At 47.6% G+C, this 26,470-nt stretch carries 22 protein-coding genes; 10 read left to right on the top strand and 12 right to left on the bottom strand.

Annotation, left to right across the window (positions count from 1 at the left end; translation table 11 throughout):
* Nucleotides 1-182: 182 nt before the first annotated feature.
* Nucleotides 183-953, bottom strand: a complete 771-nt coding sequence (locus tag RSC70_RS05820; protein WP_282807039.1) for a class I SAM-dependent methyltransferase — start codon at nucleotides 951-953, stop codon at nucleotides 183-185.
* A 449-nt stretch (nucleotides 954-1,402) separates the two neighbouring features.
* Between RSC70_RS05820 and RSC70_RS05815 the strand changes: the two genes are divergently transcribed.
* Nucleotides 1,403-2,251, top strand: a complete 849-nt coding sequence (locus RSC70_RS05815) for a trypsin-like serine peptidase (RefSeq protein ID WP_332542005.1) — start codon at nucleotides 1,403-1,405, stop codon at nucleotides 2,249-2,251.
* Here the strand turns inward: RSC70_RS05815 and hrpA are convergent.
* The gene (gene hrpA, locus RSC70_RS05810) at nucleotides 2,229-6,116 is read right to left on the bottom strand and encodes an ATP-dependent RNA helicase HrpA (protein WP_332542004.1); all 3,888 of its coding nucleotides are present in this window, start codon (nucleotides 6,114-6,116) and stop codon (nucleotides 2,229-2,231) included. The two genes, RSC70_RS05815 and hrpA, sit on opposite strands and share 23 nt — an antisense overlap.
* 354 nt (nucleotides 6,117-6,470) lie before the next feature.
* Here hrpA and RSC70_RS05805 point away from each other — a divergent pair, with 354 nt between their 5' ends.
* Nucleotides 6,471-7,076 carry an FMN-dependent NADH-azoreductase gene (locus tag RSC70_RS05805; RefSeq protein ID WP_282814251.1) on the top strand — a complete coding sequence of 202 codons (606 nt, stop codon included), beginning with the start codon at nucleotides 6,471-6,473 and terminating at the stop codon, nucleotides 7,074-7,076.
* Nucleotides 7,077-7,214: 138 nt separating this feature from the next.
* Here RSC70_RS05805 and RSC70_RS05800 read toward each other — a convergent pair whose 3' ends face one another.
* From RSC70_RS05800 to RSC70_RS05790, 3 genes are read right to left on the bottom strand one after another with little or no spacing between them, the layout of a single operon-like run.
* Nucleotides 7,215-7,541 (bottom strand): YdbL family protein, encoded by a 327-nt coding sequence (locus RSC70_RS05800; RefSeq protein WP_025801326.1) that lies wholly within the window; start codon nucleotides 7,539-7,541, stop codon nucleotides 7,215-7,217.
* Nucleotides 7,542-7,551: 10 nt separating this feature from the next.
* Nucleotides 7,552-7,746 carry a YnbE family lipoprotein gene (locus RSC70_RS05795; protein WP_025801325.1) on the bottom strand — a complete coding sequence of 65 codons (195 nt, stop codon included), beginning with the start codon at nucleotides 7,744-7,746 and terminating at the stop codon, nucleotides 7,552-7,554.
* Nucleotides 7,733-10,357, bottom strand: a complete 2,625-nt coding sequence (locus tag RSC70_RS05790) for a YdbH family protein (protein ID WP_332542002.1) — start codon at nucleotides 10,355-10,357, stop codon at nucleotides 7,733-7,735. The genes RSC70_RS05795 and RSC70_RS05790 overlap by 14 nt, the downstream gene beginning before the upstream one ends.
* A 225-nt stretch (nucleotides 10,358-10,582) precedes the next feature.
* Between RSC70_RS05790 and RSC70_RS05785 the strand changes: the two genes are divergently transcribed.
* Nucleotides 10,583-11,575, top strand: coding sequence for a 2-hydroxyacid dehydrogenase (locus RSC70_RS05785; RefSeq protein ID WP_040044976.1), 993 nt, complete (start codon nucleotides 10,583-10,585; stop codon nucleotides 11,573-11,575).
* A gap of 111 nt (nucleotides 11,576-11,686) precedes the next feature.
* On the opposite strand, the gene RSC70_RS05780 is transcribed toward RSC70_RS05785, so the two are convergent.
* Together RSC70_RS05780 and RSC70_RS05775 are read right to left on the bottom strand one after the other, a co-directional pair.
* Nucleotides 11,687-11,908, bottom strand: a complete 222-nt coding sequence (locus RSC70_RS05780) for a glycogen synthase (protein ID WP_040044977.1) — start codon at nucleotides 11,906-11,908, stop codon at nucleotides 11,687-11,689.
* A gap of 107 nt (nucleotides 11,909-12,015) precedes the next feature.
* Nucleotides 12,016-12,555 carry a GNAT family N-acetyltransferase gene (locus RSC70_RS05775; protein ID WP_332542000.1) on the bottom strand — a complete coding sequence of 180 codons (540 nt, stop codon included), beginning with the start codon at nucleotides 12,553-12,555 and terminating at the stop codon, nucleotides 12,016-12,018.
* A 248-nt stretch (nucleotides 12,556-12,803) separates the two neighbouring features.
* Here RSC70_RS05775 and hslJ point away from each other — a divergent pair, with 248 nt between their 5' ends.
* Nucleotides 12,804-13,232 (top strand): heat shock protein HslJ, encoded by a 429-nt coding sequence (gene hslJ, locus RSC70_RS05770; RefSeq protein ID WP_332541998.1) that lies wholly within the window; start codon nucleotides 12,804-12,806, stop codon nucleotides 13,230-13,232.
* Nucleotides 13,233-13,320: 88 nt separating this feature from the next.
* Here hslJ and RSC70_RS05765 read toward each other — a convergent pair whose 3' ends face one another.
* The gene (locus tag RSC70_RS05765; RefSeq protein ID WP_130999228.1) at nucleotides 13,321-13,584 is read right to left on the bottom strand and encodes a putative hemolysin; all 264 of its coding nucleotides are present in this window, start codon (nucleotides 13,582-13,584) and stop codon (nucleotides 13,321-13,323) included.
* A 306-nt stretch (nucleotides 13,585-13,890) separates the two neighbouring features.
* Here RSC70_RS05765 and RSC70_RS05760 point away from each other — a divergent pair, with 306 nt between their 5' ends.
* The 6 genes from RSC70_RS05760 (at nucleotide 13,891) to RSC70_RS05735 (ending at nucleotide 23,551) form a co-directional block, all read left to right on the top strand.
* The gene (locus tag RSC70_RS05760; protein ID WP_040044980.1) at nucleotides 13,891-14,547 is read left to right on the top strand and encodes an MgtC/SapB family protein; all 657 of its coding nucleotides are present in this window, start codon (nucleotides 13,891-13,893) and stop codon (nucleotides 14,545-14,547) included.
* 317 nt (nucleotides 14,548-14,864) lie between these two features.
* A complete protein-coding gene (nifJ, locus tag RSC70_RS05755; protein WP_282814255.1) occupies nucleotides 14,865-18,398 on the top strand; it encodes a pyruvate:ferredoxin (flavodoxin) oxidoreductase in 3,534 nt (1,177 codons plus the stop codon).
* A 432-nt stretch (nucleotides 18,399-18,830) separates the two neighbouring features.
* Complete coding sequence (gene aegA, locus RSC70_RS05750; RefSeq protein WP_332541995.1) at nucleotides 18,831-20,882, top strand: formate-dependent uric acid utilization protein AegA; 2,052 nt, start codon at nucleotides 18,831-18,833, stop codon at nucleotides 20,880-20,882.
* Between the two features lie 349 nt (nucleotides 20,883-21,231).
* The gene (gene ompC / locus RSC70_RS05745; protein ID WP_332541993.1) at nucleotides 21,232-22,374 is read left to right on the top strand and encodes a porin OmpC; all 1,143 of its coding nucleotides are present in this window, start codon (nucleotides 21,232-21,234) and stop codon (nucleotides 22,372-22,374) included.
* A gap of 266 nt (nucleotides 22,375-22,640) precedes the next feature.
* Nucleotides 22,641-22,922 carry a hypothetical protein gene (locus RSC70_RS05740; RefSeq protein ID WP_040045166.1) on the top strand — a complete coding sequence of 94 codons (282 nt, stop codon included), beginning with the start codon at nucleotides 22,641-22,643 and terminating at the stop codon, nucleotides 22,920-22,922.
* A 212-nt stretch (nucleotides 22,923-23,134) separates the two neighbouring features.
* Nucleotides 23,135-23,551, top strand: a complete 417-nt coding sequence (locus tag RSC70_RS05735; protein ID WP_130999232.1) for a DUF2000 domain-containing protein — start codon at nucleotides 23,135-23,137, stop codon at nucleotides 23,549-23,551.
* 56 nt (nucleotides 23,552-23,607) lie between these two features.
* Here the strand turns inward: RSC70_RS05735 and RSC70_RS05730 are convergent, their stop codons facing one another.
* The 4 genes from RSC70_RS05730 to RSC70_RS05715 form a co-directional block, all read right to left on the bottom strand.
* Nucleotides 23,608-23,982: a RidA family protein gene (locus RSC70_RS05730; protein ID WP_103009675.1), complete on the bottom strand. Its 375-nt coding sequence runs from the start codon at nucleotides 23,980-23,982 to the stop codon at nucleotides 23,608-23,610.
* Between the two features lie 27 nt (nucleotides 23,983-24,009).
* Nucleotides 24,010-24,810, bottom strand: coding sequence for a PhzF family phenazine biosynthesis protein (locus RSC70_RS05725; RefSeq protein ID WP_304186053.1), 801 nt, complete (start codon nucleotides 24,808-24,810; stop codon nucleotides 24,010-24,012).
* Nucleotides 24,810-25,571, bottom strand: coding sequence for a helix-turn-helix transcriptional regulator (locus RSC70_RS05720; RefSeq protein ID WP_332541992.1), 762 nt, complete (start codon nucleotides 25,569-25,571; stop codon nucleotides 24,810-24,812). The genes RSC70_RS05725 and RSC70_RS05720 overlap by 1 nt, the downstream gene beginning before the upstream one ends.
* Nucleotides 25,572-25,712: 141 nt before the next feature.
* Nucleotides 25,713-26,234, bottom strand: a complete 522-nt coding sequence (locus RSC70_RS05715) for a GNAT family N-acetyltransferase (RefSeq protein WP_332541990.1) — start codon at nucleotides 26,232-26,234, stop codon at nucleotides 25,713-25,715.
* Nucleotides 26,235-26,470 lie beyond the last annotated feature (236 nt).

Raw genomic sequence — 26,470 nt, 5'->3', positions numbered from 1 at the left:
GCCTCTCAGAACAGAATCCGTTGTTTATGAGGGGCCTACTGTTTTGCTCGGCGCGCGTACGTTCATATTCCACGAAACTCCATCGCTTCACTGAAGTCTCATGTGGGTATTAATAGCACTTACAATGTATGTTGTAACTAAATCGATGTCTGATTAAGCCGGAGACTTGCTCCGGCCTATTTTCAAGCCTTAACGACTTCAAACATCATGATATCACTGGTAAATGAGCCATCGGGCTGCACTTCAAAATGTTGTTTAACCTCTTCCGATGCGCTTTCCTGTACCATTCGAATCGCGGTAACCAGCGGTTCTGGCGTACGCATGCGGCTAATCCAACTACCAAACTCGAGGTGTAAACGGTCAGACGTGACGGTTTGGATTTGTAGTCCTGCCTCGGTGAAAAACGCTAACCATTCGCCAGGCGCATAATCTCGCACGTGCGACGTATCGCGCAGAATCTCCACCGTTTGCAGATGTACATCTAAAACAGAGTGACCTGGCGACACAACGTCCATAAAGATCGCCCTTCCCCCTGGCTTTAGCACGCGCTTAACCTCACGTAATGCCTGACCAACATCGTACCAGTGGTGCGCCGAATAACGGCTAATAACAATATCGAAAGATTCATTATCGAACGGCAGGGATTCAGCAACGCCCTGCGCGGTACTCAGATTAGTCAGCCCTTTATCACTTGCCGCCTGTTTTACCACTGCGAGCATTTTTTCGGAGAGATCATAAGCAACAACGTCGTTAACTTGAGCTGCCACGGCAAAACTTGCATGACCGGCTCCACAGCCGAGATCGAGAACGCTCGCAAAGTCTTCACCGCTGAGCAGATGCGTAAGGCGTTTTAAATCTTCGCCCTGTGCATGTACCGCACTGCTGAGATAAGCGTTGGCCTGATCGGCAAATTGACGATCGACGACATTATGATGACTCTGCTGATTGCTCATGCACTCTCCTGCTGTTCACGGGTTAATAAAACATTTTTTCCACTATAGTCAGGCATCTAGGGTGATTCAATAGTGAGCTATTGAATTATTTTCATCCAGAGTACAAAGCGTTACATGCCGAAACCAATCACTCACAGCCGTTATAATCGCTATCCACTAAGATTAATCATCTATTGAATTTGAGAATAATTCAGCCGCACACACCGTTAAGAACATAGGTTTCAGCGGCCACGAAGGGTTCGGAGATGGCATATGTTTCGACGCTATGGTTTTGAACTTCTTCTGATATCCCTGATCCTGTGCGGAATCATCACAGCATGCTTCTATTTGTAGCCGGTCGTGCATGAAAAAAACTGAATTTCACATCTGTTACGCAAATATTTCTCGCCGTAATCAATCATTTGGTTAAACTACTGAGTAAATGGATGACTGCAATTAGGTTCCGCTCTATGCGATTACTACGTACCGTTACGTTATGCGCTCCGGTTTTATATTGTGCCATTACCGCCCAACCCGCCGTCGCTGATGATGAGGTTCTGACACCCGCGCAGCAAATTCAGCTCTTCTATGGCAAAGATGACCGCATCAAAATTACCAATGTGACTCACTCACCGTGGGATGCTATTGGGCAAATCGAAACCGAGAGCGGAAATTTATGCACCGCTACGCTGATTACGTCACGCCTTGTTCTGACTGCAGGGCACTGTTTATTAGCGCCCCCAGGAAAGGTTGATCCTGCGATTGCGCTACGCTTTTCCTCTCACAATCAGAAATGGCGCTACGAAATAACCCAACTGCGCACGCTGGTCGATCCTAAATTAGGCAAACGGCTTAAAGCCGACGGCGAGGGTTGGATTGTTCCCTCTTCCGCTGCCCAGCAAGATTATGGTTTAGTTGAAATCGAAAGCGATCGGTTACCGGCGATTGAGCCCCTACCGTTATGGCAAGGTACGAGCAGACAACTGACTGCGGCATTGAAGGCTAACAAGCGCTTAGTGACGCAGGCTGGATATCCGCAGGATCATCTGGATGATTTGTATAGCCATGAAAATTGCTTGGTGACGGGCTGGGCTCAAACCGGCGTGCTGAGCCATCAGTGTGATACGTTGCCTGGTGACAGCGGTTCTCCGCTGCTGATGGCAACGGATGCAGGTTGGCGGTTGATAGCGATTCAAAGCTCGGCACCTGCCGCAGAGAATCGTGATTTAGCCGACAATCGCGCGGTGGCCGTCACCGCGTTCAGTGACGGCCTAAAACGCCTGATGCAACAAAATGCTAAGCCAGAATCTGATCAATAGCCTGCATAATACGCTTTTCTGAAATTGGGTACGGTGTACCCAATTGCTGCGCAAAATAACTTACCCGCAGTTCTTCGATCATCCAGCGAATCTCTTTCACTTCAGGCTCGTTGACGCGTGGCGGCGGTAGCTTGTTCAACATTTGCTGCCATGCCTGCTGCACCTGTTCCACTTTCAACATTTGCGCACGATCCCGATGTGGGTCAATCGCCAGTTTCTCTAAGCGTCTTTCAATCGCATGCAGGTAGCGTTCTACATCCGGTAAACGCGCCGCCCCCGTTGCTGTAACAAACCCACGATAGATGAGGTTACCCACCTGACTTTTAATATCAGACAGCGCCAACGCCAGCGATATATCGACTCGCCCTTTTAGGCGCTTATTAATACCGTTTGCCGTCGTCAGGATTTGCTCGACCTGCCGCGCAATAGAAACCACTTCATCGTTGAGTTCCGCACGCACCTGTTCATGAAGTTCAGTAAACCCTTCTTCACTCCACGCTGGCCCACCGTGTTTGGCGATTAATGAGTCAATTCCACAGGCAATACAGTCATCAATCAAATCCAAAACTTTGCCGTAAGGGTTAAAATACAGTCCTAGCTTGGCTTTATTCGGCAGCTTTTCATGCAAATATTTGATCGGAGAAGGAATGTTCAGCAGTAATAAACGGCGGGAACCCTGCCACATGGCCTGCTGCTGCTCCTGCTCAGTTTCAAAAAGACGAATAGCGACGCTATCCTTTTCATCCACCAACGCGGGGAATGCCTTCATGGAGTAGCCGCCACGCTTTTGCTCGTAGCTTTGCGGAAGCGAGCCGAAGCTCCATACGTGCAAACCTTGTTGCTCAAGTCCTTCGTCAGCAACTTCGGATAGCGTCTGCTGCACCTGCCCTTTAAGCTCGGCTTTCAACGCCTCCAGCGACTTGCCTTCCGCTAACGTTTTCTTCCTGTCGTCAATAACGCGGAACGTCATACGCAGATGGTCGGGAACCTGATCGAGTTGCCACTCCTCGCGTGACACTGTCACACCTGTCATGCGACGCAGTTCTCGTTCCATTGACTCTAACAGCGGCATTTCAAGCGGTGTCGCCCTTGCCAAGAAAGCCTCGGCATAGTTCGGTGCTGGCACGAAATTGCGTCGAATCGGTTTGGGTAATGACTTAATAAGCGCAATCACCAGCTCACGGCGGATGCCCGGAATTTGCCAATCGAAACCAGACTCTTCAATCTGGTTTAGGATCGCCAATGGAATGTGTACCGTTACCCCATCTGCGTCAGTGCCCGGCTCAAACTGATAGGAAAGACGCAGCTTGAATGAGCCTTGATGCCAGAAATTAGGGTAATCGAGTGGGCTAACGCCTTGCGCACCGTCTTTAATCAGCATCGATTTTTCGAAATTGAGCAGCTCAGGCTCTTCGCGGCTGGCTTTTTTCCACCAGCTATCGAAATGACGAGCAGACACCACATCATGGCCAATGCGCTGATCGTAGAAACTAAACAACGTTTCGTCATCGACCAAAATGTCGCGGCGACGCGATTTGTGTTCAAGCTCTTCCACTTCTGAACGCAGCCGCTGATTCGCGCGGAAAAAGGCATGACGCGTTTGCCAATCACCTTCCACCAGCGCATGACGAATAAACAGTTCACGACTGACCTGCGGATCGATGCTGCCATAGTTCACCTTACGCGCAGCCACAATCGGCAGCCCGTATAGCGTGACTTTTTCTGTCGCCATCACCGCACCTTGGGCTTTCTCCCAATGCGGCTCGCTATAGCTTTTCTTAATCAGGTGCTGTGCAAGCGGTTCGATCCATTCGGGATCGATACGCGCGGCGATACGCCCCCACAAACGGGAGGTTTCCACTAACTCCGACACCATGGTCCATTTTGGTGGTTTCTTGAATAATGCCGAACCAGGGAAAATTGCAAATCGGGCATTACGCGCGCCGGTGAATTCCTGTTTATCCGCATCTTTTTGCCCAATATGCGAGAGCAAACCGCTGAGCAACGAGCAATGAATGCCGCGAAAATCACCCGGTACCGAGTTAATCGGAATACGTAGTTCTTTGACGACCTGCCTAAGTTGGGTGTAAATATCCTGCCATTCACGCACGCGCAGATAATTCAGGTAGTCGGTTTTACACTGGCGACGGAATTGGTTGGCCGAGAGCTCTTTTTGTTGCTCTTTTAGGTGATCCCACAGGTTCACCAGCGAGAGAAAATCACTCTCTTTATCAGCAAAGCGACGATGTTTTTCATCAGAGGCCTGCTTCTTCTCACTCGGGCGCTCACGCGGATCTTGAATCGACAGCCCAGCGGTGATGATCATCACTTCTCGTACCGCGCCATGTTTCTGTGATTCCAGCACCATACGCGCCAAACGTGGATCGATAGGCAACTGAGCCAGTTGGCGACCCATTGGCGTCAGCTGCTGATGGCCCTGCTCCGAGGTGGTTACCGCGCCAAGCTCTTCCAGCAAACGAACGCCGTCAAGAATATTGCGTTTATCCGGTGCTTCCACAAACGGGAATGCAGCGATGTCGCCTAGCCCCAACGACGTCATTTGCAGAATGACCGAGGCTAAGTTAGTGCGAAGAATTTCTGGATCGGTAAATTCTGGGCGTGAAAGGAAATCTTGTTCGCTGTATAACCGAATACAGATACCTTCAGATACACGTCCACAGCGGCCTTTACGCTGATTCGCCGAAGCTTGAGAAATAGGTTCAATCGGCAAGCGCTGAACCTTGGTTCTAAAACTGTAGCGGCTAATACGCGCCGTTCCCGGATCGATAACATATTTTATCCCCGGAACGGTTAGCGACGTTTCTGCCACGTTGGTGGCCAGCACGATGCGGCGCCCGTGATGGCTTTGGAAAACGCGATTTTGTTCACTGGCCGATAAGCGCGCATATAGCGGCAAAATCTCGGTATGCGGCAAGTTCAGCTTGGTCAGCGCATCGGCCGTATCGCGAATTTCGCGTTCACCGCTCATAAAGATCAGAATGTCACCGGGGCTCTCACGTCCAAGCTCATCCACGGCATCAAAAATAGCCTGAAGCTGGTCGCGGTCTACATCGTCAGCATCATCAACCACTGGACGATAGCGCACTTCTACCGGATAGGTGCGGCCTGAGACTTCAATAATCGGTGCGTTATTAAAATGACGAGAGAAACGCTGAGGATCAATCGTCGCCGACGTAATGATCACTTTCAGATCGGGACGTTTAGGCAAAAGCTGGCGCAGATAACCGAGGATGAAATCGATATTCAGGCTACGTTCATGCGCCTCATCGATAATCAGCGTGTCATATTGCATCAGCATGCGGTCTTGCTGAATTTCAGCCAGCAAAATACCGTCTGTCATCAGCTTAACCAGCGTGGTATCACTCACCTGATCGTTAAAACGAACTTTATAACCAACGGCACCGCCGAGAGACGTATCCAGCTCATGAGCGATACGATCACCGACCGAGCGTGCGGCCAAACGACGCGGCTGGGTATGGCCAATCAGCCCTTTAATTCCGCGCCCTAATTCCAGACAAATTTTCGGTAGCTGCGTGGTTTTCCCCGAACCGGTTTCACCCGCCACGATAACCACTTGGTGGTCGCGAATAGCGGCCAGAATGTCATCTTTTTTCTGGCTAACCGGTAAACTTTCTGGATAGGTAATTTTAGGGCAAGCAGCACGACGCGCTTCAACGCGCTGCATAGCATTAGCAAGATCGATAGCCAAGGTATCGGCAATAGCCTGTTGGCTCTCGGATTTTTTGACCTTTTTAGCGCCCTGTATGCGGCGCATCAGACGCTGTTTATCGCGCAGCATCAATTCATCAAGCTGCGAGGCGATGGCGCTTAGCGGGGATGTCACAATCAATATTCCTTGAAACGAATGGCGAACAACAGGTGAAAATGTAAAACCATCGTTATTTGTTGTTTTTAATAACGTCATTCTAATGACGGATTCTGTCTGTAATTGTATCACAGGCCTGCGTTTGTCAGCAGCCTGAGGCACGCATTCTCTCGTCACCGCATACGTCCACTATTCCTTTGAATATGACCCTCGCATAATGACATTCAATAAAACTGAACAAAGGGCTCGAATTATTGCGCTATCACTGGTGTGATTTTATGAATAAAGTGTCTTCCATGCGATGGACGCCACGTCCTGATATCAACAAATAGTCTGAAACAGCCTAAGCGATTAGGTCACAAGGAAATCACCATGAGCAACGTATTGGTTCTTAAATCTAGCATTCTGGCTAACTACTCTCAGTCTAACGTTCTGGCTGATTACTTTGTTGACCAATGGCGTCAGCAGCACAGCGACGACAAAATTCAGGTTCGTGACCTTGCCGCAAACCCAGTTCCAGTGCTAGATGGTGAATTAGTTGGTGCGCTGCGCCCTTCCGATGCGCCATTGACGCCGCGCCAGCAGGATGCGTTAGAATTATCTAATACCCTGATTGAAGAGCTGCAAGCGTCTGACGTTATCGTGATTGCAGCACCAATGTACAACTTCAACATTCCAACCCAGTTGAAGAACTATTTTGACCTAGTAGCACGTGCCGGTGTGACTTTCCGCTACACCGAAGCAGGTCCAGAAGGCTTGCTGAAAGGCAAAAAAGTTTATGTGCTGACGAGCCGCGGCGGTATTCATAAAGATACCAACACCGACTTGGTAACCCCTTACCTGCGCGTGTTCTTAGGCTTCATTGGCCTGACCGACGTTGAGTTCGTGTTTGAAGAAGGGATCGCTTACGGCCCAGAGATGGCAACCAAAGCGCAGCAAGATGCTAAAGCACTGATCAATCAGTTAGCAACAGCATAAGTATTATTCGTATTGCTTACTCTCTAACGCCTGTGTCTGGATAACGTCGTAAGCAAGAAACAAAAAACGCGCTCTGTTTAAGCAGAAGCGCGTTTTTTTATGTCTATATTTCTATAGCCAAATTATCTGTAGGAAAAATTAGGGCTTTCGCAGCCACTGTCCGTTGATACCGCGCACATACTCACCAGAAGCAGCGCGTTCCACCAGCTTTTGCCCCGCCATTTTGGCAACGTCTTCCCGGCTGATATGGTTATTGTTCGCCACTTCCTGATATTTCTCGGCGCGCCCAGTATTGATTTGTTGCACCAGCGCCAGCGTTTCCTTGTCCTGTTTAATAGCCACAATGTAGCCACTCAAGGTTTCACCCACGCGGCCTTGCTGCTTGGCCTGATCGAGCGTGAGCGCAAAAACGGCGCTGCTAAACAGTAAACCGGCACCCAACAGAGCGATTAACGATTTTCTCATCGGATTCTCCTTAGAACAGCCCCGATTGGGTTTTCAATAAATTCTCGACGTCTTTATCTACTTTGATATGAATTTCGTGTTCGATTTTGACGTTCATATTGATGGTAATCGGCTCTTTCGGCGCGGCTACCTCAATGCGGGGGATGCATCCCGTCAATGGTACACAGACTGCCGTCGCCAGTAGCCAAACCTTAAGGTTGCTCATGCTCACTCCTCGCAGGGGTTGAGAGGCTTTGCTCCAGCCACTCCTGTAAATTATCGCCAAAACGTAAACTCCGCCAAAGCTCGAAAATATTTTCTTCATGATGATAGTTAAGCACGACCTCACGGTGTGCGCTTTGCTGAGGATTCACGCCACGGATCGTCGCCGCCATGGTGAGTACCCCTAAATTACTTAAATTAACTTCGGCTCGCGAACGGCTTATCTCCATATAACGCAGCCACTCAATCGCAGCGCCTGCCGCCATATTGTTGGCAGCCATTGCATCAGCCATATCAGGGTCGAGACGCAGCGTCAGCATAGACGCGTTATCAATCCAGCCGTTACGGATAAGCCATTGTGCATCTTTCAGATACAGCGGCAGCTCACCGTCTACCCGACCTGACATCGCAAACTGTTTTGGTTTTAGCGCGGTGAACAGCACGCTGAGATCGATATCCTTCAGCCTCAAAACCGTTGACGCCGGTTGCGGAAGACGCAGCGCATCAAAACCAATATGACCTTTAAGCATATCGACACCGACGTTTGACAGTACCAACGGAGCGCGATCGCTATACGGATAATAACCCTGTAGGTCGGCCGAGATATTGCTCATCTCAAACAGGTTAGACAGATGTTTGATTCGTAGGCTAATCGGCTGCTTAGCCCCTAACTGCCACACATCATTTTTCAGACGATAAGCCATGATGAAATCTAATCCACTCATCTCACCGTCTTTCAGCCACATACCGGCATTTTTCACCACCATGTGTCCGCCTGCCTCAAAGCCCTGTTCTCGAGCTGCCGAGAATGCCGCCTGAGCGTAAAAATCACCGTCGCGCAGCGTGATATTCAGATCAGGCGATAACAGCGGTTGGAATACCGCCGTGGGTTGTTTTGCCCACCAGGCTTCACCGCGCAGTCTTTCCCCGTCCCAGCGCCCATTTAGCTTAATAGGGCCAATACGTTCGGCGTGAAGATCGCCTTTCAATAAGAACTGATCCGGCGCTGTTCCGGTGGCAGCAAGGTTCAAAATGGCATGTGGGAGATAACCGCCGTTTTCCAGCTCCACTTTGTTGGTATCCAGCATGAACGCACCGGTAAATTTCGGCTGTTTTTCATCCCGAACCCAAACGATCGGCTGGCCGATGGTTAAACGCGGTTTGACCACCGTCATCATGCCATAGTGAATTCTATCAAATCCGGTCGAAAGCTGATTCAGACGAATGGTATTTCCTAGCCATTCGCCGCGACCACCCACATCCCATTTCGCTGCCAACGGCGGTAAATCGCCGTTACCCCAATATTGCCATTGCCACTGTCCTTTATCAGGCATGAATTGCTGTGCCTGACCGTCTAAGTGCAATTTGAAATTGCCCCAGTAGCTGTCTTTCACTTTCATGATCGCTTGTAAACGACCGGTCACACCTTCCGCGTTGAGCTTAATGCCTGCCAGCGGCCAACGCGCTTCTTGCAGCGTGGTTTGATCGTCTAAACGTCCCCATGCCCGCAGCAGTGAACCACTGTCCAGCGTCAGCAAAGGATTCAATACGCTGCCGGTCAGTAAACCGGGGATCGACGCCGTTAAAGAAAGATTTTGACTATTCACAAGGCCGGTAACGCGGAATGCCATGCTGCTATCGATCACGCTGAGTTTGCCTGGGCCGAGATTAACGACCACGTTACCTTTGCCGTGATTACCCTGCGTGAGCACGTTCATTCGCGCTTCAATTTGCGTTTGCTGGTAATTTTTATCCCAGTTGGTCAGGGTTAGATCGATACCACCCTGCAACGGTTGCTGCGCATAAGGCCAACGCCACTGCCCTTTATTCACGTGGATCTCATGACGGCTCACCGTCCACGGCAAATCGGCCAACGGCGTTTTATCGCCCTTAGCAACAATCTTCAAATTACCTTGTTTGTTCTTCCATTCAGAAATCAGCAACAGCGGTTGCTCAACAAACGGCGTTTTAAGCTGAGCCTGCATATTGCCACTGCGCGGCAGTGACGCCATATCCAGCGGTATTTGTAGCTCACCGTCCAACTCTATCGGTTGATCTGTTTGAGGGACTTTCAGTGAAAGCTTTTTAACGGTCAGCTTTTGTTTGTCATCGAGACGCGCATCGAGGCTAAGGCGATCGCTACGATAACGTACCGTTTGACCCTCGGCGCTATTGACCACGCTGATGGCGCCGGCATAGTCCTGCCACGGACTCACGATAAGATGGTTTATTGCCACATCAAACAGCGGTAAAGAGCGCTGAATTTTATCCAGCTCAAGCGGCGTAGAGGGAGTATCCGATGAGGGGAGCTTTTCCAAACACTGGGTATTTACGTCAAGCGTATCTGCCAGCATTTGCCAGCGGCCTTGCTGATAGCGTAAGCGTGCCGCAGACAGATCGCCCAAACGGCAATCCTCCGCCACATAGCTTAGCCCCGGCAGATGCAATGCACCGTTCGACCAATACGGACGAGCGCTAAACTCAACGCGCGTTCCGGCAGGAAGCCACTGCTTTATTACCCACGGAAGCCAATGTGCCACCGTTAACCAGAGAAACGTTAATGCCAAAAATATGGCGATCAGCGCTGCAAATAACCTTTTGAGCCACTTGATCATAATTCGCCTTGCTTTTTAATAATCTGCCGCAACATATCATAATAATGGATACATCTGAACGAATCGGGCAAAATCCTAGATAAATCTAGCCGTTGTGTTGAATTTTAGTTCAGCGAAAGTGCACGTTTAGGCCATCAGCTTATTTGTCATACTAAATGTCGTTCGCTTTGTCTGTTTTGTTCATTTTTGCTATCATGATCACACTTTTCTGGTGGAGAAACCCCTATGAAGCTCGCGATTTATAGTACTAAACAGTATGACCGCAAATATCTTGAACTAGTAAATAAAGAATTCGGTTTCGAGCTGGAGTTTTTTGACTTTCTGTTAAGCCCTAAAACGGCGAAAGTTGCACAGGGCTGTGAAGCGGTGTGTATCTTTGTCAACGACGATGCGAGCCGTGAAGTGCTGACCGAACTGGCTGCGCTCGGCGTTAAAATTATCGCGCTGCGCTGTGCAGGCTTTAATAACGTCGATCTTGAAGCCGCCAAAGAGCTTGGCTTAGAAGTGGTACGCGTACCGGCCTATTCACCGGAAGCGGTCGCCGAACATGCTGTGGGGTTGATGATGAGCCTTAACCGCCGCATTCATCGCGCCTACCAACGTACCCGCGATGCCAACTTCTCGCTGGAAGGACTGATTGGCTTTAATATGCATAACCGCACCGCGGGCGTTATCGGCACCGGTAAAATCGGCGTTGCCACAATGCGTATACTAAAAGGCTTCGGCATGAAGCTGCTGGCCTATGATCCATACCCAAACCCACAGGCGTTGGAATTAGGCGCGGAATATGTGGATTTGAAAACGCTGTATGAAAAATCTGACGTGATCACCCTACACTGCCCATTAACACCAGAAAATCATCATCTTTTGGATGCGTCTGCGTTTGGCCAGATGAAGAACGGTGTGATGATCATCAACACCAGTCGTGGCGGCCTGATCGATTCAGATGCGGCCATTGAAGCGTTGAAACAGCAGAAAATTGGTTCGCTGGGAATGGACGTTTATGAAAACGAACGCGATCTGTTCTTCGAAGATAAATCTAACGACGTGATTCAAGATGACGTATTCCGTCGCCTGTCAGCCTGCCACAACGTGTTGTTTACCGGGCATCAGGCCTTCTTGACCGAAGAAGCGCTGACCAGTATTTCTGAAACCACGCTAAATAACATTCGTACGCTGGTCAACGGCGAACACTGTGAAAACCTGATCACCGCGTAGGTTCTTATTTCACAGATAGCAAAACAAAACCCCAGTGCAAACTGGGGTTTTCTGTTTGAGGTTATGTGTTGAAAGCTTCGCACTAAAAGTGCGATAAAACCCTCGTCGAATTTAGGCGATATGCTCCACCAGCAATGCCTGACGATAATGTGCTAAACGCTGATTAAACAGCTCACGCTGCTTTGCCGACATGTTGCCACACACCTTGCTGGCATCCATCTCACGTCCTTGCGACTCCATTAACGCAATGCTGCTGGCTAAAAAATCCATATTATTTTCGCCAAAATTGTTTCCATCACTCGTTGAAACACGCTGTGCGGTAGTCTTCACCATCTGGCACACTCCTCTTTCTGATTTTGAAAAAAGGTTAATATGCTGCGTTGACTTAGTATCCCCTACACGGTGACTAGAGACTAAACACTGCGTGCTTGTTTTTTGACCTAGACCGTGTTGGAGATCACATTATTGCGCTCCATGATATAAATCATGTTGCCGTGGTAACCCGTCTCTTTATGTAACGTGAAGCCACATTTTTCAGCTAAACGAACCGAACGAACATTTTCTTCATCGATGATGCAACACACCGGCGTTTTTAGCACTTCATCCGCCCAGGCAAGAACGCATTTTGCGGCTTCTAACGCGTAACCTTTACCATGAAAAGAAGGAATAAACGTCCATCCCATTTCGGGATAACGCAGACTCGGTTCAATTTCACGATGATTTTCGGCGAGGCCAATATTGCCGATGTATTGCTGTGTGCTCTTATCAAAAACGGCCCAGTAGCCATAATTGAAAAGTGCCCAGTTGCCTGTATAGCGTAACAGACGCTGCCAAACTTGCTCGGGCGTTTGTGGAGAACCACCAATAAATTTCACAATTTCAGGATCTGACCACATTGCGCAGAGGTCAGGAAAATCCTCAAGCCGGTGAGTCCGTAAAACCAGTCGTTCGGTCATTAAGACCGGCGTATCCAGCACCATAACATCCTCTGTGTGTTTATCTTTCAATATCTTATTTATGGGATATTTTCATTTTTACTTGTGTTGATTTATAAACCGAAAGAAACGTGGCAGGCAAACAAAAAACCTATCGCCAGAGCGCTTTTGTGAAGCAAAAGAAAAATCTGCTTTTAGTAAGGTATGTATCAGTTGGGGTAAACGAGTAGAATAGGCTTATGTTTACGGTGTAAGCCGTCGATTATTCTGTAGAAATAGATAGAGGCAATACAATGAAATTTAAAACGCTATCTCTGGCATTAGGCTCGGTTTTACTTGCCGCGTGTACGACTCAGGCTCAGCAGCCGTTGCAGCAAAGCGATCTCTTGCATCGCCATTTTGTCCTGCAAAGCGTAGATGGCAAAGTTATCACCGGTGCGAAAACGCGTATGGAACCCGGAATTGAGTTTGGCGAAAAAATGCATGTTTCTGGGGCGATGTGTAACCGCTTTATGGGTCAGGGCGAGCTGAACAATAATACATTGAAGGTGGAGAATTTAGCCTCAACTCGTATGGCGTGTATCGATCCCGCGCGTGCGGAGTTAGATCCGATCATCAGCGATGTGTTGAGCAAAGGCGCGGATATTACTTTAGTGAAGGGCCAACTCATCTTGAAAAATGCCAAGCATACGCTGGTCTATCAGCAACGTGATTGGATGTAATTTAGCCAATGCGCCCTGCCGGCTGGAGTCATAGCCGGCATCATCGTTTGGCTATCCCAATGATTGATAGCGAAAGAATAAAGCAAGATTAGTTTGCGGGACAGGCACCACGGATTAATGCAGATTCGCCACAGCGTTTACCATCAGGTAATTGGCACATACCGACCGCACTGCCATCGAGTTGGCTTGAAAGAGCCAGAGTACCCCCCGCCAGCGCACAATTTTCAGCCGCCGCGTTTGACATCCCGATACGCTGATGAACGTTAGCACTGGTTGCCTGCTGTTCAGGCTCACTGCTACATCCCGACAGCAAAATACCCACCGCAAGAGCTAAACTTAACTTTGCTATCATTTCCACTCACTCCTCTCGCTTCGTTTTATTCAAAGATTTTAATTTGTAGATCAATATTGGCTAGTCCTTAATTGGCTAGCACTTAGGTACATTTTTCACACAGAATTCCCCTATGCCAGCTTAAGGTATCAACTGAATCTCTACAAAAAGCTAATAGCACGAAAATAAGGCCTTTTAGCCTGTTTTTCCCGTAGGCTGGTTAAGATAAAATTGCCGGCTACGTAAAGCTGGGCGTACTGTGAAATAATTATTCGTTTTTACGCTTAATCGTTCTGCAAAACAATAAAATTACAGCGAGAGGAACAAATGATTACTGATTTATTGCTACGCGTCGTATTAGCCGGATTTCTTGGCGGCTTAATTGGTATTGAACGCCAACTACGGGCTAAAGAGGCCGGATTGCGTACGCACGTATTGGTCGGTATCGGCAGCGCCATGTTTATGATTGTCTCTAAGTATGGTTTTAACGACATCCTGATGGAATCACACGTTGGATTAGACCCGAGTCGTATTGCGGCTCAGGTGGTTAGCGGAATGGGCTTCCTCGGCGCAGGCACCATTATGATCCAAAAACAGGTCGTGCGCGGGCTAACCACTGCGGCTGGGCTTTGGGTGACCGCTGCCATCGGCTTAGTAATTGGTAGCGGCATGTATGCGATTGGTATCTATGGCACGCTAATGACATTAATTGTGCTCGAAGTTTTCCGTCAGCTGAGTAATCGCCTGATCGGTCATCACCACTCCATCATTATTCAGCTGGTTCCCGCCAGTGTGTCCGGCATTTTATTAGCGTTACAACAAATGCGGCTCAAACCGGGCTATTTAACCGTAAACCAGCACGATGTTGATACCGAACTGTGTGAAATGTCGCTCGATGTAACGCTACGCCCAAAACAGGATATCAGCGAGGTATACCAGAGACTGCAGCAGATCGAGGGTGTACATTTTATAGATATTCGCTAATAGACATCTCGTCACGCAGCGTTATTTCGTTCTCCAATAAGCATTTTTTAATCACCTTATTGGAGAACATGACAGAATGTAAATTAATATTAATCCTGCCCTCCTTTCCCCTATTTTTGTCTTACAGCATCCATTGCTATGCCATGAAACTGACAAGCTGGCTAATTATGTTTTGCTATCATCATGCCATGATGAGACGTGGCTCGATTGTCATTGCTGCGTCCGGTGCAATATATCTTAGAGAATTCAAGAGCAGCCTGCGCTTGCCATTTGAATGACCGACGGTATTACGTTGTGAGCAACAAAAGGTACATTTAATGATCACCACTGATGGTAATAACGCAGTGGCTTCAGTGGCTTTTCGAGCCAGTGAAGTTATTGCTATATACCCTATTACGCCAAGCTCAACCATGGCGGAACAAGCAGATTCTTGGTCAGGCGATGGACGCCGCAATATCTGGGGCGACATCCCACGCGTCGTTGAAATGCAGTCTGAAGGCGGCGCGATAGCCACCGTTCATGGCGCATTGCAAACGGGCGCTTTGGCGACATCGTTTACATCATCGCAGGGATTGCTGCTGATGATCCCCAACCTGTACAAAGTTGCAGGCCAACTTATTCCCTTCGTTTTGCACGTTGCAGCGCGAACCGTTGCAACACACGCATTGTCTATCTTTGGCGACCATTCAGACGTCATGGCGGTTCGTCAAACCGGCTGTGCCATGCTGTGCGCCAATAGCGTGCAGGAAGCTCAAGACTTCGCGCTGATTTCCCATATAGCGACGCTTAACAGTCGCGTACCTTTTATTCATTTCTTTGATGGTTTTCGTACCTCTCATGAAATCAATAAAATCGTTCCGCTTTCTGACGACACCATTAAGTCATTGATGCCGCAAGACGCCATCGATGCGCACCGTGCACGCGCTTTAACGCCAGATCATCCGGTGATCCGCGGAACCTCAGCTAACCCTGATACCTATTTCCAGTCACGCGAAGCAACCAATCCTTATTATCAAGAAACCTATCAGCACGTCGCCAATGCCATGCAGGCATTCGGTGAGGTGACCGGTCGTCACTATCAGCCATTTGAATATTACGGTCATCCAGAAGCTGAGCGTGTCGTGATCCTGATGGGCTCTGCTATTGGCACCTGTGAAGAAGTCGTTGATACCCTTCTCAGCCGAGATGAAAAAGTCGGCGTGCTGAAAGTGCGCTTGTTCCGCCCTTTCTCTGCCGAACATCTGCTGAAAGTGCTGCCAAGCACCGCAACTCGCATTGCAGTTTTGGATCGAACCAAAGAACCGGGTGCGTTAGCTGAGCCGCTGTATCTTGATGTAATGACTGCTTTGGCTGAATCATTTAGCCGCGGCGAGCGCAACACATTGCCTCGCGTTATCGGCGGGCGCTACGGGCTTTCCTCCAAGGAGTTTGGCCCCGACTGTGCGTTAGCCGTATTTAACGAGCTGAAACTTGATAACCCACGTCCACGCTTTACCGTGGGCATCTTTGATGATGTGACCGGACTATCTCTGCCGCTGAGCGACGAACTTCTGCCGCAGCGCACACGTTTAGAAGCGCTCTTCTATGGTTTAGGCAGCGACGGCACGGTGTCCGCTACCAAGAACAACATCAAGATCATTGGTAACAGTACCCCGCTGTACGCCCAAGGCTATTTTGTTTACGACTCCAAAAAAGCCGGCGGCTTGACGGTGTCTCACCTACGCGTGAGCGATAACCCGATCAATTCAGCCTACCTGATTAGCCAAGCCGATTTCATTGGCTGTCATCAGTGGCAGTTTATTGAAAAATATCAGATGGTCGAACGTCTGAAACCGGGCGGAGTTTTCCTGATCAATACGCCTTACAGCGCCGATGAGATCTGGCATAACCTGCCTAAAGACGTGCAAGCGTTGCTGCACCAGCGTCAAGCCAAGGTATACATTATCAATGCGGCGAAAATTGCCCGTGAATGCAAACTCGGCGCCCGCATCAATACCGTTATGCAGATGGCATTCTTCCATCTGACCAACGTGTTGCCGAGCGACGATGCACTTAAACTGCTGCAAGATGCCATCACGCGCAGCTATAGCAGTAAGGGCAATGAAATCGTTGAGCGCAACTGGCAGGCACTGGCGGTTTCACGTACCGCATTAACGGCTATTCCGCTACAGCCTATCGATGACACCAGCGCAATGCGCCCACCGGTAGTCTCCGATGAAGCGCCTGATTTTGTGAAAACCGTTACCGCCGCCATGCTAGCTGGCCTGGGCGATGCTTTACCGGTATCGGCCTTCCCGCCGGATGGCACTTGGCCAACGGGCACCACTCGTTGGGAAAAACGCAACATCGCCGAAGAGATCCCGATTTGGGAAGCGCCGCTGTGTACCCAATGTAACCACTGCGTTGCTGCCTGCCCGCATTCCGCGATTCGTGCCAAAGTCGTTGCCCCTGACGAGATGGAGAATGCACCTGAATCACTGAATTCGTTGGACGTCAAAGCGCGTGATATGCGTGGACAGAAATACGTGTTGCAGGTTGCGCCTGAAGACTGCACCGGCTGTAATCTGTGCGTTGAAGTGTGCCCTGCGAAAGATCGCCAGAATCCTGAGATTAAAGCGATTAACATGAAGCCGCGCTTAGAGCATTTGGCGGAAGAGAAAGCGAACTTTGACTTCTTCTTAGAACTGCCAGAGATCGAACGCAGTAAAATCGAGCGTATTGATATCCGTACTTCACAGCTGATTTCACCGCTGTTCGAGTACTCGGGTGCATGTTCCGGCTGTGGTGAAACACCTTACATTAAGCTGCTAACTCAGCTGTATGGCGATCGCCTCCTGATTGCTAACGCAACGGGTTGTTCATCGATTTATGGCGGTAATTTACCGACCACGCCATACACCACTAACGCTGATGGCCGCGGTCCTGCTTGGGCCAACTCGCTGTTTGAAGACAATGCTGAATTTGGTCTTGGCTTCCGTTTAACCATCGATCAGCATCGCCAACGCGTTAACCGCCTGTTGGACAGCCTAGCTGAGCAGTTGCCGTCAGAGTTGCTTAATGAGCTTCATCAGCCCGACCTACCGAACGAAGAACGTCGTATTCAGGTTGAAAAACTGCGTACTGAATTGCAGAAAATCGACTCTGACGACGCTCGTCAGTTAATCACCGACGCCGACTATCTGGTTGATAAATCTGTTTGGCTTATCGGTGGTGATGGCTGGGCCTACGATATTGGTTTCGGTGGGCTCGATCATGTCTTGAGCCTGACCGAAAACATTAACGTATTAGTGCTGGATACGCAGTGCTACTCCAATACCGGCGGCCAGCAATCCAAGGCTACGCCATTGGGCGCGGTGACGAAATTTGGTGAGCATGGAAAACGTAAGGCGCGCAAAGATTTGGGCGTCAGTATGATGATGTATGGCCATGTGTACGTTGCACAAATTTCTTTGGGCGCGCAGCTTAACCAAACGGTGAAAGCCATCCAAGAAGCTGAGGCATATCCTGGACCATCCCTAATCATTGCATACAGTCCATGTGAAGAGCACGGCTACGATCTGGCCTACAGCCATGAACAAATGAAGCAGCTCACCGCCACCGGATTCTGGCCGCTCTACCGCTTTGATCCACGCCGCAGTGATGAAGGCAAACTGCCGTTGGCGCTGGACTCTCGTCCGCCGTCCATCGATCTGGCAGATACCTTGCTCAAGGAACAGCGTTTCCGCCGCTTGAATACGCAAGAACCCGAAGTCGCTCAGCAGTTGTATCGTGATGCCGCTGCTGATCTGAAAAAACGCTTTGAGTTCTTAAGCCAAATGGCGGGTAAACCGATTACCGATAGCGACGAATAAGCATTCATTAGCAAATAACCCTAAAAGCGATGTCATTTTGGCATCGCTTTTTTATTACCATTATGAAGTTGAATGAATAAGTCCCCCAATTTTCCTAATATTCTCATTTACTATTTCAGGGCTGAAAGGTTTCAGTCTGAAATAATTAATTATCTATTTTGATTATCAATAACTACACATCAAATGACATTGGTGTGTCATTTTGATATCGCGAATAAACAAATCCAAAATCTATTACGATTGAAAATTGACTCAGCGCATCTTCACTCGGTTATTGCCGTTCTTTTGAGCAATAACCATAGGGTAAATGTGATACGTTGCACAATTGGCTAATTCCTTAGCCTTCAATAAGTCATTTTCCCTAATCTTTGCATGCTATGTGCATCACCGGAACAAAACTAATAATTTTAACCGGACGTGGGTGAGGTCGTTATGAATCGATTTGTTATTGCTGATGCTAAAAACTGCATCGGTTGCCGGGCCTGTGAAGTTGCCTGTGTTATGGCACGTAATCACGGCGAACATGTGCTAACCCCTGCACAATTCCAGCCAAGAATTCACGTGCTCAAACTTGAGCACAAACACACGGCGGTATTATGCCGTCACTGTGAAGATGCACCTTGCGCCAACGTGTGCCCAAACCACGCGATAGAAAAGCGCGACAACAGTATTCAAGTTATTCAAGAGAAATGTATTGGCTGTAAAACCTGCGTTGTGGCCTGCCCTTTTGGCGCCATGGAAGTGATTACCCAGCCAGCGCCCACAGAAACATTGCCTGACGGTGTTATCGCTAACGCCCACAAATGTGATCTGTGCGCAGGCGTCGCCGATGCCCCATCCTGCGTCACCAGTTGTCCAAGCAATGCATTAAAGCTGATCGATGATGAAACGCTAAATAATCTGCGTCGCCAGCGCCAACTTCGCGCCATGATGAACGATGACTCAGGATTACTCTTTGACGGCAGCGCCAGCAAAGTACTCCAATCCGCAGCGCCTATCGTGATGCCAAATCGCTCAGTGAAACCGAGCAAAGTACCGCAGATGCTGAGCACTCCTGCGCGGCATGATCCGGTGAAAAAGCCGATTGCAATTCGCAAGGCAACGTTTGTTGAGATCTACCCCACCTTCAGCCAAGAAGAGGCCAGCGGGCAAGCCAGCCGTTGTCTGTCATGCGGAAGCCACAGCGTGTGTGAATGGACATGCCCATTACACAACCGCATACCGCATTGGGTAAAACTAGTTAAAGAAGGTCGTATTTTGGAAGCCGTTGAGCTTTCGCATCAAACAAACTGTCTGCCAGAAGTCACCGGACGCGTGTGTCCACAAGATCGTCTTTGTGAAGGTTCATGTACGCTGGGTAAAGAGTTCGGTGCCGTTACCGTGGGTAACATAGAACGTTTCATATCAGACAAAGCCTTTGAAATGGGATGGACACCCGATCTTTCATACGTGAAACCGGTGGATAAACGCGTTGCTATTATCGGTGCGGGTCCCGCGGGGTTAGGCTGTGCGGATATTTTGGCGCGCAACGGTATTAAAGCCGTCGTTTATGACCGTCACCCTGAAATCGGTGGGCTGCTGACCTTTGGTATTCCTTCGTTCAAACTGGATAAATCTATTCTGGCGCATCGCCGAGAAATATTTACTGCGATGGGCATTGAGTTCCATTTAAACACTGAAATCGGCCGTGACATTACGCTCAATGAATTACTTGAGAGCTACGATGCGGTATTTGTCGGTGCAGGCACCTACCAATCAATGAAAGCCGGTTTAGAAAACGAAGACGCTGAAGGCGTGTACGATGCCCTACCTTTCTTAATTGCAAATACCAAGCAGGTTATGGGATTACCTGAGCTCCCAGAAGAACCCTACATCAATATGGCAAACAAACGCGTTGTGGTGCTGGGCGGCGGAGATACGGCAATGGACTGCGTGCGTACCTCCATCCGCCACGGCGCAGAAACGGTAACCTGCGCCTATCGCCGTGATGAAGCCAATATGCCGGGTTCGAAGAAAGAAGTTAAAAATGCGCGCGAAGAAGGCGTTGAATTTGAATTTAACGTGCAGCCGCTGAGCATTGAAATTAATGACGATGGGTGCGTTACCGGCATCAGCATGCTAAGAACCGTTATGGGTGAACCTGATGCCGCAGGACGCCGTCGACCGAAGCCCGTTCCAGGTTCCGAATTTGTCATGCCTGCCGATGCCGTGGTCATCGCCTTTGGTTTTAACCCGCATAAAATGCCTTGGCTCGAAGCAGAAAACGTAAAACTGGATCAATGGGGGCGAATTATCGCCAGCGTAGAGACGGCTATTCCTTATCAAACCAGCAATAAAAAAATATTTGCCGGTGGTGATGCAGTGCGCGGTGCCGACCTAGTTGTAACAGCCATTGCTGAAGGTCGACATGCCGCAGACGGCATTATGACGTATCTCAACGTTCCTGTTCAGCGCCCTATCATAACGCCAGAAAATGCGGCTTAATTTTATATTCCAATAATAAATAAAAGCAGACTTCGGTCTGCTTTTTTATTTTCAAAATAAAAAATAAATTGTGAGCAAGAATGCAAAAAAAGCAGTAAGCCATTTACAATTAAAAATAAATCAGTATTGAATTAACTGAAAATTATCTTTTAATTAATCATACCAAAAACATTCATCAAAATAATCAAGATTGCAGACGACATGTTTATTATCACTTTCAGCTATCTTATTACAAATTACACTTACAGATAAATGGAACTTAATCGTTAGCATCTAATGGCTGTAATGATTAATTAAAACCTATGATTAAGTGTTTTTTATTCACACGAAAAATAACAAGGATTTTATCATGAAAAGAAAAGTATTGGCGATGGTTATTCCCGCTCTGTTGGCAGCAGGCGCAGCTCACTCAGCTGAAGTTTATAATAAAGACGGCAACAAATTAGATTTGTATGGCAAAGTTGATGGCCTACATTATTTCTCTGACGACTCAAGCAAAGATGGCGACCAGTCTTACGTACGTGTTGGCTTCAAGGGTGAAACTCAGATTACAGACCAACTGACCGGTTATGGCCAGTGGGAATATAACGTTCAGGTAAATAACACTGAAGGTAATGGCAGCGACGGTAACTTCACTCGTTTAGGTTTTGCAGGTCTCAAATTTGGCGACTACGGCTCATTCGATTATGGCCGTAACTACGGCGTGCTGTACGACGTTGAGGGCTGGACCGATATGCTGCCAGAGTTTGGGGGCGACTCTTATACTCAGGCTGATAACTTCATGACCGGTCGTGCAAACGGCGTGGCAACTTACCGTAATACTGGTTTCTTTGGTTTAGTTGATGGCCTGAACGTTGCAGTACAGTATCAAGGTAAAAACGATGGCATCAATAATGACAATGAAAAACTGAGCAATAACTCACGTGACGTTCAGCATCAGAACGGTGACGGTTATGGCTTATCGACCACTTATGACTTCGGTATGGGTATCAGCGCTGGTGCAAGCTATGCTTCCTCCGATCGTACCGACCAACAAACCAATCTATCTACCGCTCGCGGTGACAAAGCTGATGCATGGACTGTTGGTCTGAAATATGATGCTAACAACGTCTATTTAGCGACTATGTATGCTGAAACTAACAACATGACGCCATATGGCGATGGCGATAGCAATCAGATTGCAAATAAAACTCAAAACTTTGAAGTCACGGCACAATACCAGTTCGATTTTGGTCTGCGTCCCGAAGTTTCCTACCTGCAGTCTAAAGGCAAAGATCTCTACACCGCCAACACGCAATCTGCAGCAAACAGCATTGGCGACAAAGATCTGGTTAAATACGTTTCTGTAGGTACTACCTATTACTTCAACAAAAATATGTCTACCTACGTTGATTATAAAATCAACCTGTTAGACAATGACGATAGCTTCTACAAAGAGAACGGTATTTCTACCGATGACGTAGTCGCTGTTGGTTTAGTTTATCAGTTTTAATCTTTTTTCAGCGCTCTGCTTAAAGCCACCTTCGGGTGGCTTTTTAATTACTCAAAGTAAATAACAAAAATGCCATATAGCTTTAAGATTTAAAAATACAATATTTTTATGTATTTCATAAATGAAACGAATATATACATAAGGCTTCACTTAATGGATTTTATTCATAGTCAATAAGCGCGAGAATAAACCCATCAAATAAGGAAATTTTCAACACAGCAATGGACGCCATAGAAATATATTCTAATTTCAAAATAAGGCATTGTATGAAAAAGCTAATTTTATCTGTTGTATTCGCTACAGTAACAGCCAGTACTGCGTTCGCCGCAGACATGCAGATCCCATGGGCCGACAATAGCGGTGGTACAGAAAGCACGCACATTGCAGCCCAAAATCAAGATTTAAACTATCAACATCAGAATGTTACGAAAACGATGGAAGGGACATGGGCAGACAACAGTGGGAGCATTTCTCAAGATGAGCAGGCTCTTGTCAGCCAAAAACCCGCCGTAGTTGCAGACCCTTCTTTGATGCCACATCAAGGCTAATGTTATGCCGCAGCATATATTTGTTGCGGCTTTCTTTTTTTGCACACAGCAACACTTTCCCACTAACATTCGAACTAAAAACTGATATCTTTTTTTAAACACTCACTTTGCATCCAAATAAAAACATCATCGATAATAATTTAAATATAATAATTGAATGAATCCATTTGATTGTATATATTTAAAGGCATATATCTAGATGAGAAAATAAAATGTACGAAGATAACGAAAAGAAACTTTATGTTATTCTTAATCGAAATCATGAAGTCAGTACGCTGATGAATGCAGCCTGCCACCTTAGTTCTGGAATTACAGTCTGTGCCGAAGGCAACGTGTTTGATGAATATCAAAATGCCAGCAGTAGATTAAAAGCCAACTTGAGCCACTACCCTGTCGTTGTATTACAGGCTAAAAATAGTAGTCAACTTGCCACGGCGACTCAGAAAGCGAATGAAGCGGGTGTTACTTATAATTTCTTTACGAGTACAATGCTTTCTCATTCCGCTGAACAGCAAATTTCAGACACGCTAAATACCGAACTTGATAAGCTAGACTTTATTGCTATTGCATTGTTTGGCGATTCTGAAGCACTAAAACCGATTACCAAGAAGTTTTCAGTGTATAAATAGAATTTCAAATATAAAAAGGCCTGCAAAATTGCAGGCCTTTTTATTATAAATATTAATTATTTTTTGATGACGGCCTGTACTTCAACCTCAACATCTAATCCCATCACAAGATCGCAGCTAATTGCCGATCTCGCTGGGAAACCTTGCTTGAAATAAGTTGCATAGACTTGATTAAATTCAGCGAAATGTTTCATGTCAGATAGCCAGACGGTGACTTTAACCACTGAATCTAAATCAGAACCACATTCGCTTAATGTTTTCGCGATGCTTTGCATGATATTTTCAGTTTGTTCCGCAACGCTGCCGTAAATCGGTTTACCTTCGGCAGACATCGATACCTGTCCTGATAAGAACAGAAAATCGCCAGCTTGTACGGCTTTAGCAAACGGAAAAGGTAATTCACTGGCAAAGCGATGAATATTTGTCGTCATTGTTTTCACCTTTAGGCAAGTTAGAAATTAAACTGTTATCGTCCCGTGGAGATAAAGCACCGCTTGCCCGCTGATAATAACGCGCGACTCTCCGTTGGCGTGAGTATGCAATTGGCAACGTAACTGCCCTTTTCGTTTTCCACCTTGCTGAGCGGTAAGAATGCTCTTACCCATTTTCTCTGCCCAAATTGGAGCCAAACAGGTATGTGCAGATCCCGTGACAGGATCTTCATTCACGCCAACGTTGGGGCCAAACCAGCGTGAAACAAAATCAAACTGACTCCCTGCCGCCGTAACGACTACGCCGCGTACGGGATAGTTAGCTAGCAGAGAAAAATCTGGCTCAAGGCTTTCGATATCGTCAGGCGAATCCACCAGCACAATGTAATCGTCGGCCTTATAAATTTCACGAATAGGCACTGATAGATTAAGCGCCTGAGCCAACCCATCAGGAATATCAACTTGAACAGGATTTTTGGCAGGAAAATCCATTGCCAAAAAATCACCGTCGCGCGTCACACTCAGCGCACCGCTACGCGTTGAAAAATTCAACACACGGCTTTTTTCATGGAAATGGTTGAACAACACCCATGCTGTGGCTAACGTGGCGTGGCCACAAAGATCAACTTCAACCAGCGGAGTAAACCAACGAAGCTCTATCATTTCGTCATTACGCACAAAAAATGCGGTTTCAGACAAATTATTTTCCGTCGCAATCTGCTGCAAAGTGCTGTCATCAAGCCATTCGTCTAGCGGACATACGGCTGCAGGATTACCGCCAAATGCACGAGCAGTAAAGGCATCTACCTGAAAGATTTCAATTTGCATTATTTTTTCCTCGATGATGTCTGAGCTTTGGCGACAGTTTGGCTCTGTCTGATTTCTTCCAGATAGTTATAAATCGTATAGCGAGTGACACCCAGCGCCTTCGCGGCCTTCTCCACTCCGCCTTTCACAATAAAGATGCCGCGATCCTGCATCTGACGTACAGCCTCAAGCTTAGCCTTCTTATTCATGGCACCGTTTTTCGTGCCGCTATGCTGCATTGCGCCCTGAATAATTTCCGTCATCAGATATTCCATATCGGGCGGCTCTGATGCCTGATTTTCGTGCTGCCCGCCCGTCGCCAAAAGCTGAGCTAAACACGCCTGAGCAGCCTCAATACCGCTAATGTCAGAGTTAACACATAAACTGGCAAACGGATGTCCCTGAGCGTCACGGTATACCACTGTCGCACTGCGCAGCTTTTTGCCCGAGCGAGTCAACGTCTCATAACCCCCCACCACAGAAGGTTCATCGCTTGAAACGTCTTGGATCTCCTGCATCACAGCAGAAAAGCCCCTATCATTTTGTGGCCCTGCTAAAACAGAGCTGCCCACTTGGCGCCCAGAAACATGTCCATTCGCGATTGCCAATATTGAGTTCTGAGGATTAGTTAGATCATGCAATACGACTTCGGTATTGCGTCCGACAACGCACCCCAGCATTTGCAGCGCGCTGCGTAATACTTTAACAACTAATGTACGTTCACTGATGATGGCAGGATCAGTGACATCAGAAATACAAGGATCGTTTACCGAAGTCTTCATAGAGGCTGAATACCAGATGGCGCTGAAGCGCATGCAGAGAATGGAGGATACAATATCAACGAAAAATCATTTTTTCAACATTATGTTGAAAAAACCGTAAAGCCACAGTTTGGGCTTTACGGCTCGTAAGTGTGGATAAACCTAGTTCGTTACGCTAAATGCGGCATGAAACTCAACGGTCCCCACTGGAACATGTCCTTTGAATGCCAAGGTCTGAAAATATTCAGCAGGAACCTGTGGCAAAACCAGCGAATCATCGGCAACAAATCCAAAGCGGCCATAGAAGCCTGGATCGCCGAGCACGACACACCCTGCTGCACCGAGAGATTTCAATTCAGCAAGAATTTGTTTAACTAACATAGAACCAATCCCTTTTCCTTGAAAATCAGGAACAACGGAAACCGGCGCTAAACCATACCAACCTGACTCACCGCCGCTAATGGTCACAGGCGAAATAGAAGCGTGCCCTACAATGTGTTGATCACCTAGACGTTGAGCATCCAACGCCACCAGCGAAAGAGGGAGTGCTCCGGCATCTCTGAGCGCGTTAACGATCAAATGCTCGTTATGATCGGTATGTTCCGCATTTAAAAATGCACTAGCGGTAACTGATTCTATGGTATCGATATCCTGCGGTGTTTCATGACGAAGCGTTATGGTCATTGGTGTGTTTCTCTGGAGAAGGTTTGTATAAATAATATTTAAACTATACATTTTATTGATATTTAAGGCAGCAATTTAGTTTCATAATTAATGGCCACCTCCCAATTTTTCATTCAGAAACTGATGCAGCTAAGCACTAAGCCGCCTCTCATTTGCAGCAAGTAATTCATCAAGCAATAGTTATCAAAATAAGAATTCATTAGATCAAGAAATATATGGCATGCGAATTATTTGAA

The organism is Hafnia sp., assembly GCF_036648275.1.
In the GTDB taxonomy this organism is placed as follows: domain Bacteria; phylum Pseudomonadota; class Gammaproteobacteria; order Enterobacterales; family Enterobacteriaceae; genus Hafnia; species Hafnia alvei.
The sequence above is the reverse complement of the archived record's forward strand: the minus strand, read 5'-3'. Positions and strand labels throughout refer to the sequence as shown.

Bases quoted from the DNA above. Each gene is read 5' to 3' on its own strand.
- RSC70_RS05820 (WP_282807039.1), bottom strand. From the start codon at position 953: ATGAGCAATCAGCAGAGTCATCATAATGTCGTCGATCGTCAATTTGCC.
- RSC70_RS05815 (WP_332542005.1), top strand. From the start codon at position 1,403: ATGCGATTACTACGTACCGTTACGTTATGCGCTCCGGTTTTATATTGT.
- RSC70_RS05805 (WP_282814251.1), top strand. From the start codon at position 6,471: ATGAGCAACGTATTGGTTCTTAAATCTAGCATTCTGGCTAACTACTCT.
- RSC70_RS05800 (WP_025801326.1), bottom strand. From the start codon at position 7,541: ATGAGAAAATCGTTAATCGCTCTGTTGGGTGCCGGTTTACTGTTTAGC.
- RSC70_RS05795 (WP_025801325.1), bottom strand. From the start codon at position 7,746: ATGAGCAACCTTAAGGTTTGGCTACTGGCGACGGCAGTCTGTGTACCA.
- RSC70_RS05790 (WP_332542002.1), bottom strand. From the start codon at position 10,357: ATGATCAAGTGGCTCAAAAGGTTATTTGCAGCGCTGATCGCCATATTT.
- RSC70_RS05785 (WP_040044976.1), top strand. From the start codon at position 10,583: ATGAAGCTCGCGATTTATAGTACTAAACAGTATGACCGCAAATATCTT.
- RSC70_RS05780 (WP_040044977.1), bottom strand. From the start codon at position 11,908: ATGGTGAAGACTACCGCACAGCGTGTTTCAACGAGTGATGGAAACAAT.
- RSC70_RS05775 (WP_332542000.1), bottom strand. From the start codon at position 12,555: ATGGTGCTGGATACGCCGGTCTTAATGACCGAACGACTGGTTTTACGG.
- hslJ (WP_332541998.1), top strand. From the start codon at position 12,804: ATGAAATTTAAAACGCTATCTCTGGCATTAGGCTCGGTTTTACTTGCC.
- RSC70_RS05765 (WP_130999228.1), bottom strand. From the start codon at position 13,584: ATGATAGCAAAGTTAAGTTTAGCTCTTGCGGTGGGTATTTTGCTGTCG.
- RSC70_RS05760 (WP_040044980.1), top strand. From the start codon at position 13,891: ATGATTACTGATTTATTGCTACGCGTCGTATTAGCCGGATTTCTTGGC.
- nifJ (WP_282814255.1), top strand. From the start codon at position 14,865: ATGATCACCACTGATGGTAATAACGCAGTGGCTTCAGTGGCTTTTCGA.
- aegA (WP_332541995.1), top strand. From the start codon at position 18,831: ATGAATCGATTTGTTATTGCTGATGCTAAAAACTGCATCGGTTGCCGG.
- ompC (WP_332541993.1), top strand. From the start codon at position 21,232: ATGAAAAGAAAAGTATTGGCGATGGTTATTCCCGCTCTGTTGGCAGCA.
- RSC70_RS05740 (WP_040045166.1), top strand. From the start codon at position 22,641: ATGAAAAAGCTAATTTTATCTGTTGTATTCGCTACAGTAACAGCCAGT.
- RSC70_RS05735 (WP_130999232.1), top strand. From the start codon at position 23,135: ATGTACGAAGATAACGAAAAGAAACTTTATGTTATTCTTAATCGAAAT.
- RSC70_RS05730 (WP_103009675.1), bottom strand. From the start codon at position 23,982: ATGACGACAAATATTCATCGCTTTGCCAGTGAATTACCTTTTCCGTTT.
- RSC70_RS05725 (WP_304186053.1), bottom strand. From the start codon at position 24,810: ATGCAAATTGAAATCTTTCAGGTAGATGCCTTTACTGCTCGTGCATTT.
- RSC70_RS05720 (WP_332541992.1), bottom strand. From the start codon at position 25,571: ATGAAGACTTCGGTAAACGATCCTTGTATTTCTGATGTCACTGATCCT.
- RSC70_RS05715 (WP_332541990.1), bottom strand. From the start codon at position 26,234: ATGACCATAACGCTTCGTCATGAAACACCGCAGGATATCGATACCATA.